The following is a 14,973-nucleotide window of genomic DNA, read 5'->3' as shown; positions in this document are numbered from 1 at the left end:
TTTTTACTTATATTTGAGTCTAATTTACGTAGACATGAAAAAGGTAATAATCGTAGGAAATGGAATGGTTGGCTATAAGTTTTGTGAAAAACTAGCCGCTCATGCTAATCGATCTGACTTTGAAATTGTAGTATTTGGTGAGGAAGCAAGACCTGCTTATGACCGAGTACATCTAAGTGAGTATTTTTCTTTGAAGTCATCCGAACCACTATTGCTTGCTCCAAGAGCATGGTATGAGGAAAATGATATTGAGTTACGAACCTCTGAAATGATTTCAGAAATCGACCCAAAGTCCAAACTGGTCTTAACTCATAAAAATGAAGCTTTTCACTACGACTATTTAATCTTAGCGACAGGTTCTTCTCCCTTTATACCTCCCTTGGAAGGAGTTTCTAAGCCAGGTGTTTTTATTTATAGGACCATCGAAGATTTGGAAGGAATAGAGGAATATGCCCATAAAATGAAAAACAAGGGGCGATTCAAAGCAGCTGTTCTCGGAGGAGGCCTTTTAGGTCTTGAAGCAGCAAATGCTACCAAAGAACTGGGAATGGAAACACATGTCATTGAATTTGCTCCTAGACTTATGCCAAGGCAGCTAGACCAGGCGGCCAGTGACCTACTCAAATCTAAAATCGAAGACCTTGGAATCTCCGTTCATTTAAGCAAAAACTCCAAACAAATTCTTGGAGAAAATGAAATGACTGGAATTGAATTCCATGATGAGGAGAAAGCTTCTTACGACATGCTTGTCATCTCTGCCGGGATCCGGCCCAGGGATGAGCTGGCAATAAGCGCAGGCATCGTCACAGGTTCCAGAGGAGGAATAGAAGTAAACAACAAGATGCAAACTTCAGACCCCTCAATTTACGCAATTGGAGAGGTCGCATTATATAATAATGGCATTTATGGCTTGGTAGCACCAGGCTATGAAATGGCAAGCGTAGCAGTGGATCAAATTACTGGTGGGGATAAATTAATGAGTCCTACCATCGATATGTCTACCAAGCTCAAATTAGTAGGAACAGAAGTAGCTTCCTTCGGTGACCCTTTTATTGACGATGAGCAGACTACAGCTATTACCTATGAAAACAAACAAAAAGGCATTTATAAGAGAATCAACATCACCAAAGATGGCAAAAAATTACTTGGAGGGATTCTCGTAGGCGATGCCTCAGATTATAATTCACTTTTCCAGCTCTACATCAATTCCCTTCCACTTCCTGAAGATGCAGAAGAACTCATTCTAGGTTCTAGAGGTGAAGGAAGCTCTTCAACTATGGGTTCTGCTCTGGACCTGCCAGATAGCGCACAAATTTGTTCTTGCGAAGCGGTAAGCAAAGGAGCAATCTGTGATTCATTAAAAAGCGGAGCTTGTACCAACCTCAAAGAAGTAGTCCAAAGTACAAAAGCCTCTAGCTGCTGCGGTGGCTGTAAGCCTATGGTGGTTGACTTGGTTAATGAAACCTTAAAATCCTTAGGGCAAGAAGTCAAAGAGACTGTTTGCGAACATTTTGATTACAGCCGTCAAGAATTATATGATTTAATCAAAATCAACAAAATCGGAGGCTATGATGAGGCATTGGATAAATATGGTAAAGGCCATGGTTGTGAAATCTGTAAGCCAGTAATGGCCTCCATTTTTGCCAGCATCTTTATGGAAACTGCCAATCGTCAAGTCCCTATCCAAGATTCTAATGATAGATTCCTTGCCAACATCCAAAGAAATGGCACCTATTCAGTCGTACCGAGGGTTCCAGGAGGTGAAATAACACCTGATAAGCTAATGGTTTTAGGTGAGGTCGCCAAAAAATACGACCTCTACACCAAAATCACCGGCGGCCAGCGAATCGACCTTTTTGGAGCCCAACTTCACGAGCTGCCTTTGATTTGGCAGGAGCTTATTGATGCTGGATTCGAAAGTGGTCATGCTTATGGAAAATCCTTAAGAACTGTCAAAAGCTGCGTGGGTTCTACCTGGTGCAGGTATGGAATGCACGATTCAGTAAGTTTTGCTATCAGAATTGAAGAAAGATATAAGGGCTTAAGATCCCCACATAAATTAAAAGGTGGAGTTTCTGGATGCATTAGAGAATGTGCCGAAGCCCGCGGAAAAGACTTTGGAATCATCGCCGTGGAAGGTGGATGGAACCTCTACGTCTGTGGAAACGGTGGGGCTACACCTAAACATGCGGTGTTATTAGCTTCGCAACTAGATGATGAAACCTGTATCAAATACCTAGATCGCTTTTTGATTTATTACATCCGAACTGCCGCTCCATTGATGAGAACAGCTCCTTGGTTGGATAAACTTGAAGGTGGAATTGATTATTTGAAAAAAGTAGTAGTGGAAGATTCTTTGGGATTAGGAGAAGAATTAGAAAATGAGATGGAAGAATTGGTCAACAGATATGCCTGTGAATGGAAGGAGGCGATAGAAAGCCCAGAAATGATGAAACGCTTCAAGCATTTTGTCAACACGGATGAAACCGATGACCGCTTAGTTTTTGTCCCCATGAGAGATCAAAAAATGCCAAAACCCTGGTAAGAAATTATGGAAGAATTATTGAAAACATATCAAACTGTAGCTCAAAACGAGGTTATCAATTGGGTGTCCGTGGGTAAAGCTGCAGATTTTCCAGCGAATGGTGGAGGCTGTATCAAATACAAATCAAAACAAATAGCAGTTTACTATTTTCAGCGCACCGATACTTGGTATGCCTGCCAGAATCTTTGCCCTCATAAAATGGAAATGGTGCTGTCTCGAGGGATGATTGGAGATGCTTCAGGAATCCCAAAAGTAGCTTGCCCTTTACATAAGAAGACCTTTTCCTTAGAAAATGGAAGCAATTTAAATGGAGAAGATTATAGCATTGCTACTTATCCCGTCAAAATAGAAGATGGAAATGTATATATTGGTTTTGCGGATTAAACCAATTTCACATGACCATTTTTAATAAAGCAATTGCTAAAATCGACGCGATCAATTCCGAGGACCCTGTAAATGAAACCCTTGGGGAACATCAGTATGCAAAAGAATTGCTCTATTCCATACGAATGAGCAAAAGATTGGAGGCCTTTGACCCCAATGCTCCTGAACATCTAAAAATTGCTGCTAGAGCACAACATATTGGCAGGTGGAAAATTCCAAGATCAGAATACCCGATGGACCGAGTTGGATACTTGCGATGGAGGGAAGAACTGAAAAAAATGCATGCAGACATTACTTCCAAACTATTATCTGATGTCGGGTATGATGAAGGATTTATTGATAGAGTAACCCATTTGATTCGCAAAAAACATCTAAAATCGGATTTGGAAACCCAAACCTTAGAGGATGTCATTTGCCTGGTTTTTCTGGAGCATTATTTTGAAGATTTTGCAGCCAAACATGAAAAGGAAAAAATCATCGACATCTTAAAAAAGACCTGGACAAAAATGTCCGAAAAAGGCCATAAGGCCGCATTACAAATTTCATTTTCTCCCGAAAGCTTGCAACTCATAAAAGAAGCAGTGTTAGAATAAATAATGGCTCAGCATACCAAAACTTTAGATCAGTATACTTTTAATCGGCTCCGGCGTTTATACATCATCGCTTTAGGCGCCATCGCTATTTCCTTACTGACTAGCCAATTTTTAATTCGTACCTATCTAAACGATCAGGAAGACGATAGTAAACTTATCAATGTAGCTGGTAGGCAACGAATGCTCAGTCAAAAATTGACAAAAGAGGTACTTTTGCTGACTCTCAATAAATCAGATTCCACAAAACAGCCATTGATTGAAAATATTCATGCCACGCAAGCGGAATGGGAGATGGCGCATCAAGCTTTAAAATTTGGGGATGAAAAGTTAGGTTTAGAAGCAGAAAACAGCCCTGAAATCTCAGAAATGTTTGCTGGAATCCAGCCTACTTTTGATCAAGTGATCACTACTACCCAATCTTTGATTTTACTATCCCAAAAGCCATCTCCCGATTCTGTTTTGGTCAATCAGGAATTGAAGAAACTTCAAGGGGCAGCATCTGCATTTTTGAAACAAATGGAAAAAATTGTCGATCAATACGACAATGAAGCCAAAGCAAAAGTATCCAAATTAAGAAAGCTAGAAATTGGCATTACCATATTCACCTTGCTTGTATTGCTAGGAGAGTTTTTGATCATCTTTTGGCCATCGGCAAAAGCGATGAAAAACAGCATTCGAGAACTCATGGAAGCAGAGAAAAAAGCGGTCAAAATGGCCAAGGATGCTGATTTGCTTTCTCAATCCAAAGAAAAATCTGTTCGTGAACTGAGAGCTCTAAGTCAGGCCATGGACGAAATCTTGCTTTTTGCCCGAGTAACTCCTGAGGGATATGTGACTCATATGGGTGATCAGTTTGCAAGACTCCTTCAAGCCAAAAAGCTAAACCTGAATGCCAAGTTTTCAGAATTGATTTCCATTAATGAAAATGAACAGTTAATGGTAGATCGGATTATTTCCGAAAACAAAAAATCAGGTTGGCAAGGTGAAATCAAAGCGTGTAATAAAGAAGGCACAGAAATATGGCTGGATTTCTCCATGCTACCTTTTAATGCAGGAGAAAATAAGACCGAACTGATTATTGTTTGTCTTGATATCACCAAGCGTAAAGAAGCCATGCTCGAGGTGGAGCGCCTCACCAAAGAAAGTTTTGAGGAAAAGATGCTTCAACAAAAAGTGTTGAGCCGTCAGATTATAGAAAATCAAGAGAATGAGCAAAACCGGATTGCTAAAGATATCCATGATGGTATCGGTCAAATGCTTACAGGTTTAAAATACTTGCTAGAGAGTGTTGAACTAGAAAATCCCGAATCTGCTGCCGAAAAAATAGAAAAACTGAAGTTACTCACGAGTAATATCATCAAAGGGGTAAGGACTGCTACTTTTAACCTTACCCCTCCAGAACTGAAAGATTACGGGATCGTTCCAGCTTTGACAGAATTGACCCAGGAACTGGAAAAATTGACGGATAAAAACATCGTTCTTTTCAATAAGACCGATTTTAATCAAAGGCTTGATTCATTGGTGGAGATTAACTTGTATAGAATCACCCAGGAAGCCATCAACAATGCCATCAAGTATGCAGATTCTTCTCATATCATCGTAACTATTTCCCATAGCGAAAAACTGCTAAGCATCATTGTAGATGACAACGGCAAAGGATTTGACAAATCGAAATTGAAAGCTAAGCCAGATAAGGACGGCGGAATGGGACTAACTTTTATGCAGGAAAGAATCAATTACATCAATGGAAGACTGTTTATCAATTCCTCTGAAAACGAGGGTACAAGAGTAACCTTGAACGTCCCTTTGCAATAATTCACTAGCCTTTTATACGTAAATTTGCTTATTTTACTACGTATTAACTTTAGAGCCCATGAATCCCACACAAATAGTCCTTGCTGATGACCATGAATTGGTTCGCGATGGTATTAAATCACTTTTAGAAAATGAATCTGGTTTTCAGGTAATTGATGAGGCATCAGACGGGATCGAAGCTTTGAAAGTCATTTCGAAAAGACAGCCTGATCTATTGATTGTTGATATCCGAATGCCAAACATGAATGGGATAGAGGTTGTTAGAAAATTAACTGCTGAATACCCAGAAATAAAAAAATTAGTCCTTTCCATGCATGACTCAGAAGAATATGTTCTAGAGTCCATTGAAGCTGGAGCAGATGGATATTTACTTAAAGGATCGTCTAAATCCGAGTTTTTAAAGGCTTTGAACAGCATCAAAGACGGAGGAAAGTATTTTTCCGGAGATGTCTCCGCCATTATCATCAATAATTTTGTAGGAGGAACACCTAAGCCTAAGCAGAAGAAAGAGCCGGTTTCTGAAGAGCTTGCAGCACTGACGAATCGTGAGAAACAAATCTTGGATTTGATTCTCAAAGGGAAAGGGAATAATGAAATTGCTGATGAATTAAAAATCAGTAAAAGAACTGCTGAAGTCCATCGCTTTAATTTGATGAAAAAACTCAATGTGAAAAATTTGGTAGAGCTTACCAACAAATCCAAAGAGCTTCACTTAATCTAAGTATTTAATACGTATATTTACTAGCCTTAAAAGACCATTTAAGGCTTTTTTTAATTTTTTTACTAAATATTTTACGTACTTTCTTTAGATAATAAGTATTTTTACTTACTTTTATTCAAGATAAAATTAAGTAAAATGAAACATCTCATCTCACACAAAGCAACACGATTGAATCTCAGAGATATCAGTAGTGTTCCAATCCGAACTTTTTGGATTACTTCGTTGGCGTTTTTCATTTGTTTTTTCGCATGGTTTGGGATTGTCCCATTCATGCCTGATGTCGTCAAAGATTTAGGCTTGACACCAGCACAAAAATGGAATGCAACAGTATTAGCAGTGGCAGGAACTGTTTTTGCCAGACTCTTGATAGGGAAACTGTGCGATAAATACGGTCCTAGGATATGCTATACCTGGCTTTTGGTCTTAGGTTCTATCCCGGTAATACTTAGTGGTTTGGTTCAGACCCCAATGCAGTTTTACTTATGCCGTCTTTTCACTGGATTTATTGGGGCTTCTTTTGTCATCACTCAGGTGCATACTTCTTTGATGTTTGCCTCTAATGTGGTGGGAACTGCTAACGCTACCTCAGCTGGATGGGGAAATTTAGGGGGTGGAGCCAATAGATTAGGGATGCCTATCATTGCAGCCATCGTCATTAGCTTTGGTATCGCAGAAGGAGATGCTTGGAGATATTCTATGGTTATCGCAGGTATTGTCTGCTTCTTGACTGGTCTGCTTTATTATTTCTTTACAAAAGACACCCCAGAAGGAAACTTTAGCGAGTTGGAAGCCAAAGGTGTGGACTTACCTAAAATCAAAAAAGACAAAGTTGGCTTTTTAGAAACCCTAAAAGATTACAGAGTATGGGTTTTATTTATCGTCTATGCAGCATGCTTCGGTATAGAACTTACGGTTTATGGAACCATGGATGATTACTTACAAAATACATTTCAGTTGGAAAGAATCACCGCAGGAAACATTGTACTCTCCTTTGCATTAATGAATCTCTTTGCACGAACACTGGGAGGATTCTTTGGAGATAAATTCGGTAAAACCAATGGTTTGAAAGGTCGGGTATATTTCTTGGCTGTCATCATGGTAATCGAGGGGGTGATGTTAAGCGCATTTTCATTAGCGAGCAGTTTATATGTAGGAATTGCCCTTCTGATTGCCTTTAGTTTATCTGTTCAAATGGCCGAAGGAGCCACTTTTTCGGTTGTTCCATTTATCAATAGAAAAGCCGTGGGTTCCATCTCTGGAATCGTAGGAGCCGGAGGAAATTTCGGAGCTTTTCTTGCCGCACTTTTCTTAAGTTCTAAGTCTGCTGTGGCAGAGAAAGCCGCTTTAGTAGCTTCAGAAACATTAGGAGCTACAGCTGCTGCCGCGGCTCAATCAGCCGCAGCCGCCTCCGCAGTATCATCTGGCTATTTGATCATAGGTTCCTGCATCGTCCTAGCAGGTATAGTTACCTTAATCATTCGATTTAGTACAGAAGATGAAAAAGAAGCTGAAATAGAATTAAAAAAGTTGACCCCAGAGCTTGTGAGAGTTGAGAAATAAATAATTCTAAATCCAATAAATAAGCTCCTTGAAACTGGATTTCTAGCTATCAAGGAGCTATTTTAAATTTTAAAGCGCTAATCAATTGATCTAAATATTCACCTGTGAATCTTGGCAAAAAAATAAAAACCACTTGTTCTTATTGCGGTGTCGGTTGCGGAATCGTGGCAAGCATTGATCAAAAAGATAAAGTCCTGGTAGAGGGAGATCAAAACCATCCTGTAAACCAAGGGATGCTTTGTAGTAAAGGGATGAACCTTCACTACGTAGTAAATGACACTTCAGACCGGATTTTATATCCAGAAATGCGCTGGAGCAAGTCTCATCCTATGGAGCGGGTTTCTTGGGATGATGCATTGGATAGAGCAGCAGGAGTATTCAAGTCTTTGATACAAAAACATGGACCTGACAGCGTTGGTTTTTATGTATCTGGCCAGTGCCTTACTGAAGAATACTATATCGCCAATAAGCTGGTTAAAGGTTTTTTGGGTACCAATAACATCGACACCAATTCCAGGCTATGCATGAGCTCAGCAGTAGTGGCCTACAAAAAGACGTTTGGGGAAGACTCAGTGCCTATCGCTTACGATGACATAGAATTGGCAGACGTTTTTTTAATTGCTGGTGCTAATCCCGCATGGTGTCATCCCATCCTGTTCCGCAGGCTAGAAAAGCACAAGGAGAAGAACCCAAATGTCAAAATCATTGTAGCAGATCCTAGAAAAACAGATTCCGCCAATTTTGCAGATTTACACTTACAACTGATCCCTGGGACGGATATTATCCTTTACAATGCCATCGGAAGAAGGTTGATCGAGACAGGCTTTGTAGATCAAAATTTTATTGAGAACCACACAGAAAACTACCTAAAGTACCGAAAACAAGTTATGTCTGTCTCACTGAGTAATGCCTCTAAAATGTGTGGCGTGCCCATTGAAGATATTAAAACTGCAGCAGATCTAATCGGTACTTCAGGAGGATTTATCAGCATGTGGGCAATGGGCCTCAACCAAAGCTCCATCGGTACAGATAAAAACTTCTCTTTATTGAATTTATCGCTTGTTACGGGAAGAATTGGGAAACCAGGAAATGGTCCTTTTTCATTGACAGGCCAGCCCAATGCTATGGGAGGAAGAGAAGTAGGAGGCATGGCTAGCTTATTAGCAGTGCATAAAGAACTTTCAAATCCAAAACATAGACAGGAAGTAGCAGACTTTTGGGGAGTAGATCAGATATCACCCAATCCCGGATTTTCAGCCACAGAAATGTTTGAAGCTTTAGAATCTGGAAAAATGAAAGCTGTTTGGATCATTTGTACCAACCCGATGGTGAGCCTTCCCAACCTAAAAAGGATGGAAAAAGCCCTTTCCAACGCAAAGTTTGTGGTGGTTCAGGACATCTCGCATAAATCTGATACAGTAGCTTTTGCAGACCTGGTTTTGCCTGCAGCGGGATGGCTGGAGAAGGAAGGAACCATGACGAATTCCGAACGAAGAATTTCCTATTTAAACAAGGGAATCGAACCTCCCGGAGAAGCTCGTGCAGATGTGGAAATTCTATGTGACTTTGCCAAAAAAATGGGATTTCGTGGATTCAATTTCTCCAATGCAGAAGAAATTTATGAGGAGTACGCGTCGATGACAAAAGGTACTTCGATCGATATTTCATTTTTGAACTATGATCGACTTAAAGCAGAAGGAACCTTCCAATGGCCTGTGCCAGATTATCGCCATACGGGAACTCCTAGATTATTTGCTGACCATCAGTTTCACACTCCTTCCAAAAAAGCGGTATTCAATATCCCAAAACAAGTAGAAAACACTTCGGAAAAACCGAGCCCAGAATTTCCTTTGATTTTGACCACAGGGAGAGTTCGGGATCAATGGCATACCATGACCAAAACGGGAAAAGTATCTCGTTTGAGAACACATTATTCGCATCCGGTGCTGGAAATGAATTCCATCGACGCCTACATTGATAAAGTGAAAGAAGGAGATGTGGTGGAGATCAAAAGTAAAAATGGCGTTGTTCGAGTTCGAGCCAAAATCTCAAAAAACATTCGCGAAGGCGTTGTTTTTCTCCCAATGCATTGGGGCAAGCAATTACAAAATGATCTTAATAGAGCCAATAATCTAACCTTTAACCGAGTAGATCCTCAGTCAAAGGAGCCAGACTTTAAGTATACCACGGTATCTGTCAAAAAATATAAAAAGCCTGTTGAAAAGATTCTAGTGATCGGAGCAGGTGCAGCGGCATTCAGGTTTATTCAGAATTATCGTGAACATAATGAGAGCGACTCTATTCAAGTCTTTTCCAAAGAGCCAAACCCTTTCTATAACAGAGTCTTGCTTCCAGAATATGTCACTGAAGAGCTCACCTGGGAGCAGCTTCAGAAGATTAAGGAAAAAGAGCTGAAAAAGCTCAAAATAGATCTACTTACAGGAAAGTCCATTGAAAACATTGATCCGGTAAATCAACTGGTGAAAGATCAGGATGGGATTGAATATGCTTATGACAAGATTATTCTAGCGACAGGTAGCCGAGCTTTCGTTCCAAAAGATGCGCAATTGGATATGCCGGGAAGGTTTACCATGAGGAATAAATCAGATGCAGACCGATTCAAAGCCTACTTAGATTCCACCAAACTCCCACCAGAAAATCAGCATGTAGTCATTGTTGGAGGTGGACTGTTAGGATTGGAACTTGCAGCTGCCCTTCAGCATACCAAGGTAAAAGTAACCATCGTACAGCGAGCTTCCAGATTAATGGAGCGCCAACTTGATGCAGTGTCCAGTAAGCTATTAGCATTGGATGTTCAGGAGCGAGGCATTCACACCTATTTCGATAATGAAGTAAGTACGGTGTTTGACGAAGAGGAGGAACATAGCCTAAGCATCACTTTAAAAAGTGGCAAGATCATTCAGGCCAATGCCATTGTCTATGCCATAGGTACTCAGCCCAACATCAAAATTGCCAGAGACAATGGCATTATTTGCGGGAGAGGGGTTAAAGTAAATCAGCATTTACAATCAAATTTTCCCAACTTATTTGCCATTGGGGAAATTGCAGAATACAATAATCAATTGTTTGGAATTACTTCGGCTGCCGAGGAGCAGGCCGCAGTCCTAGCTAATTTTATTGCTGGAGATGTCAGTAGTTCTTATGACGGCTCGGTCTTAATGAATATCCTCAAATTCAAGGATCTGGAACTCTGTAGTATCGGAGATATTTTCGTTCCGGAAAATGACGATAGTTATGAGGAAATAGTATTTACGGATATCAGCAGACGCTATTATAAAAAATGCATCGTCAAGGATGACCTCTTGATTGGAGCCGTGTTAATGGGAGATAAAAATGAATTTGCAGAATTCAAGACTCTCATAGAAAATAGAATTGAGCTTTCTGAAAAGAGAAAAACTCTACTTATGGGCTCCTCTGACACCAGACCTGTTATAGGAAAACTTGTGTGTAGCTGCAGCCGAGTTGGGGAAGGAAACATCAAAGAAGCAATAGCTGGTGGTTGTACTGATTTTGGAAATCTTTGCTCTGAAACAGGAGCAGGTCTTGGATGCGGTAGCTGTAAAACTGAAGTCCGTGAAATACTTAACCAATCAAAGGTAACGGCATGAAAAAGTCATTTTCCAGAGTAATCGTCAAAGGAGGGGTTTTATCTCCTGCAGAACTAAAACAAATATTGGAACTGGCAGAAAATGCCGGGTTAGAAACCATTTCTTTAGGCTCTAGACAAGACATTCTATTTATCGGGGAAGGAGAAGAAATAGAGGTAGAGAAATCAGATAAGTTTCAGATTCTTTCTCCAGATGAAACTGGCAGTGAAAACATCGTTTCATCTTATGTCTCAGCGGATATTTTTTCAAATACTCCCTGGCTTACTGGAGATCGCTATTTGTACATTTTGGAGCAGTTTCGTCAAAAAACTGTCCTTAAAATAAACATTACAGATCCCAGGCAGCGGTTGGTACCACTCTATACGGGGCACTTAAATTTTATCGCTTCCGAACACGAAGATTATTGGTATTTATATGTCAGACTACCTGACTGGGAGCAGACCGAAATGTACCCTGCTTTAATCTACAGCTGGGATTTAGCCAAGGTGGCTGGGACAATTGAAAATCTACTTCAAGAAGATCCTGATTCCACAGAAATGCTATTCGACTTGGTCAATGATGCCGTGCAGACCAATAATCGAACCGTGGATCAATCTCTGGAAATCCCATTTTTCCCATTCCCCTATTACGAAGGGATCAATAGAGTGGGTGCAGACAGTTATTGGCTTGGACTATATTGGAGAAACAATAAATATTACATCGCATTTCTGAAAGTTTTATGTGATCTCTGTGCGGATTGTAAAATCGGGAAAATCTCAATTACTCCCTGGAAATCGATTATTATCAAAGGGATTCCCGAAAAATCAAAACTAGAATGGGAGAAGCTTTTAGGAACTTGGGGAATCAATGTCAGGCATTCCATGCTGGAACTAAATTGGCACCTACCTGTCAATAATAAATCAGCATTGGAGCTGAAAGAATATTTGGTTTCCAATTTTGATAAAAACGACATCAGTACCTATGGACTGACCTTTAGCATTACAGATTATACAAAGAAGGCTTACTATTTCACTTCGATCATTATCGAAAAAAATCATCCCCCAAAAGGTTTCGAAGAACTCAACCTAAAAAGCACTTACAACCTGCTTTATGCTAAAAATTTTGACCCCAACACACAAGAATACATAGTACATGTTCAAGAAGTGGACCAGGTGGAATTACCGAATCTTTTGATAGAGCTCAGTAAACTTTACTTTGAGCAGCTTGGAAACCAAAACAAAAAGTCCAAGAAATCATCCCCCGCCAAAGAGCTGGTTATTACGGAAGCCTACCAATGCAAAAATTGCCTGACGATATATGATCCAATTTACGGAGACCACACACAAAACATTCCGGCAGAAACTTCTTTCGATGACTTGCCTATTGACTATCTCTGTCCAGTTTGTGATGCTCCGAAGGCTGATTTTGTCAAGAAAAAGTTTTCACGGCAACTGGATTGAATCCCTTCCTGTCTCCATAAGTTAACAGGCTCAAAATCAGCCTGTTTTTTTTATATCTATTAAATAAAATACGTAAATAAATACGTATTTATATTTTTTATTATTAAGTATTTATACTTATTTTTATACGTATTAACTACTCAACCTATGAAACGAATTCTTAGCACCTTACTCTTGATTAGCTGGTATCAGCTTAGTCAAGCGCAGACTTTTACTTTGGACGCAGATCTACGTCCGAGATTTGAATATAGACATGGTTTTGGAAGCCTTTTTCCTGATGATGCAAAAGCCGCTGCATTTGTCACGCAACGATCCCGATTGAACTTTGGCTACCAAGATGGCAAACTTCAAATCTACATGAGCGTGCAAGATGTCAGTACTTGGGGAGATACCCAGCAGCTGGCTATTGGAGACAGTAACAACTCATTTTCCCTTTTTCAGGCCTGGATGCGTTATCGCTTCACAGAAAACTGGGCTTTGAAAGTCGGAAGGCAGGCGATTTCGTATGATGATCAACGGATATTAGGTGAGGTGGATTGGACCATGCAGGGTCGATTTCACGATGCGGCTATGCTTCAGTTCAGCAAAAATAAACTGGACTTGGATTTAGCCTTTGCTTTTAACCAGGAAAATCAAAAATCACTAGGCTCTGATTACACCATCAATGGGCTTTTTTCTTATAAAGTGATGCAATTAGCACATTTGAAAAAAGCTTGGGACAAAGGATCAATTAGCTTTTTGTTTATGAATAATGGCTTCCAGAAATATACTGATGAGGCGACACCGAGACCTGATGGGCTTTATTACAGACAAACCACTGGTACCTATTTTAACTTTCCGCTTTCTGTTTTCAGCATCACAGGTTCGGCCTATTTGCAAACTGGCAAAGCAAATGCAAGCACAGATTTATCAGCTTATCAATACATGCTTGAGGCAAAATTTAAACCTGGAAAAGTTGCTTTTACATTAGGATTTGAATCACTAAGTGGAACGGATCCATCTGGCTCGGAAAAAAACAATTCCTTTTTCCCTCTTTATGGCACCAATCACAAGTTTAATGGATACATGGACTATTTTTATGTAGGCAACCATGCCAACAATGTGGGGCTAAATAACATCTATGCAAAAGCTCAGATTCCCACAGGTGAGAAGTCAAACTTTGCGGCAAACTTGCATTATTTCTCCAGTCAGGCCAGTTTGGGAGATGGACAGGAAAGTTATTTAGGAACTGAACTAGATTTGGTTTTTAGCAAAGTCATCAGCAAAAACATCAAAATGAATGTTGGCTATTCCCAACTATTTGCTTCCGAAAGCATGAGTGTGATTAAAGGGGGAGTCAGTTCCGAAAACACCAACAACTGGGGCTGGGTGATGCTTGTAGTCAATCCTAGATTACTGAATTTCACAATGGATGAAAAATAGCAAAAAGCCTGTCAATCGACGGGCTTTTCCTTTTTCTCATTCTCCAATTTGCCTTTTCGGAAACCCTCAAATACTTGTGGATTTTGAAGATATATTCACAATAGGAAGGTAGAACTTGGGTTAATACAAGTTTTGGGCATAATTTGATGGAATGAAGAAACTCCTGATTTTTTTAATAATGGCTATTCCCTTCTCAAGCTATTCCCAAGAAAGTGATCTAGGAAATTGGTTGCTTTACTTTGGTAATATGAAAATCAAGAATGATTGGAATTGGCACAACGAAGTGCAATACCGAAATTATAATGCAATCGGTGATCTAGAACAATTACTTATTAGAACGGGAATTGGCTATAACTTGACAGAAAATAACAATAATGTTCTGCTTGGCTATGGATACATTTTGAGTCAAAACTACATGGAGGACTCTGATGACAAAGTGAATATTAATGAACATCGGATTTTTCAGCAATTTATCACTCGCCAAAATATTGGAATTGTTGCAGTCCAGCATCGCTATCGATTTGAGCAACGATTTATTGAATCAGACTTTAGAATGCGGTTTAGATACTTTCTGTCAATAAATATTCCTTTGAATAATAAGGATATGATAGATCATACTGTATATTTCTCCGCCTACAATGAAATTTTCCTAAACACTTCGGGCAATACATTTGATCGGAACAGGCTCTATGGTGGAATAGGTTATCGGTTTTCGAAAACAACACGGCTCGAAATCGGGTATATGAACCAGTTTTTACCCAATACCAATAGGGATCAAATAAATATTGTTTCGTTTATTAATTTTTAAATCAGTTCGGTTTTAAACCAAAGAAAACGGAGAGATAAAAATATTGCAACCCTTTTA

The 14,973-nt window shown here is 39.8% G+C and carries 10 protein-coding genes; all 10 read left to right on the top strand.

Translation table 11 applies throughout. The features are described 5' to 3' along the window. The first annotated feature begins 34 nt into the window (after positions 1 to 34). The 10 genes from nirB to ALPR1_RS01540 all read left to right on the top strand — a co-directional run bounded on the left by nirB (position 35) and on the right by ALPR1_RS01540 (position 14,916). On the top strand, positions 35 to 2,545 hold the full coding sequence (gene nirB, locus ALPR1_RS01585; protein ID WP_008197948.1) for a nitrite reductase large subunit NirB: 2,511 nt from the start codon (positions 35 to 37) through the stop codon (positions 2,543 to 2,545). Between the two features lie 6 nt (positions 2,546 to 2,551). Continuing rightward, entirely contained in the window at positions 2,552 to 2,929 is a 378-nt protein-coding gene (nirD, locus tag ALPR1_RS01580; protein WP_008197947.1) for a nitrite reductase small subunit NirD, read from the top strand. 11 nt (positions 2,930 to 2,940) lie between these two features. Continuing rightward, positions 2,941 to 3,522, top strand: a complete 582-nt coding sequence (locus tag ALPR1_RS01575; RefSeq protein WP_008197946.1) for a DUF4202 domain-containing protein — start codon at positions 2,941 to 2,943, stop codon at positions 3,520 to 3,522. A 3-nt stretch (positions 3,523 to 3,525) separates the two neighbouring features. Next, positions 3,526 to 5,337, top strand: coding sequence for a sensor histidine kinase (locus ALPR1_RS01570; RefSeq protein WP_008197945.1), 1,812 nt, complete (start codon positions 3,526 to 3,528; stop codon positions 5,335 to 5,337). 58 nt (positions 5,338 to 5,395) lie between these two features. Continuing rightward, the gene (locus tag ALPR1_RS01565) at positions 5,396 to 6,058 is read left to right on the top strand and encodes a response regulator (RefSeq protein WP_008197944.1); all 663 of its coding nucleotides are present in this window, start codon (positions 5,396 to 5,398) and stop codon (positions 6,056 to 6,058) included. 135 nt (positions 6,059 to 6,193) lie between these two features. Next, positions 6,194 to 7,618, top strand: a complete 1,425-nt coding sequence (locus ALPR1_RS01560; protein WP_008197943.1) for an MFS transporter — start codon at positions 6,194 to 6,196, stop codon at positions 7,616 to 7,618. 104 nt (positions 7,619 to 7,722) lie between these two features. Continuing rightward, entirely contained in the window at positions 7,723 to 11,247 is a 3,525-nt protein-coding gene (locus tag ALPR1_RS01555; RefSeq protein ID WP_008197942.1) for a nitrate reductase, read from the top strand. Beyond that, positions 11,244 to 12,686: a rubredoxin gene (locus ALPR1_RS01550; protein WP_008197940.1), complete on the top strand. Its 1,443-nt coding sequence runs from the start codon at positions 11,244 to 11,246 to the stop codon at positions 12,684 to 12,686. Before ALPR1_RS01555 ends, ALPR1_RS01550 begins: the two co-directional genes overlap by 4 nt. A 147-nt stretch (positions 12,687 to 12,833) precedes the next feature. After that, on the top strand, positions 12,834 to 14,108 hold the full coding sequence (locus ALPR1_RS01545) for an alginate export family protein (RefSeq protein ID WP_008197939.1): 1,275 nt from the start codon (positions 12,834 to 12,836) through the stop codon (positions 14,106 to 14,108). A gap of 151 nt (positions 14,109 to 14,259) precedes the next feature. Then, positions 14,260 to 14,916 (top strand): DUF2490 domain-containing protein, encoded by a 657-nt coding sequence (locus ALPR1_RS01540; RefSeq protein ID WP_008197937.1) that lies wholly within the window; start codon positions 14,260 to 14,262, stop codon positions 14,914 to 14,916. Positions 14,917 to 14,973: the final 57 nt, after the last annotated feature.

Origin of the sequence: Algoriphagus machipongonensis (assembly GCF_000166275.1) — a bacterium.
GTDB lineage: Bacteria > Bacteroidota > Bacteroidia > Cytophagales > Cyclobacteriaceae > Algoriphagus > Algoriphagus machipongonensis.
Note: the sequence above shows the minus strand (reverse complement) of the source record. Positions and strands in the feature narration are given on the sequence as shown.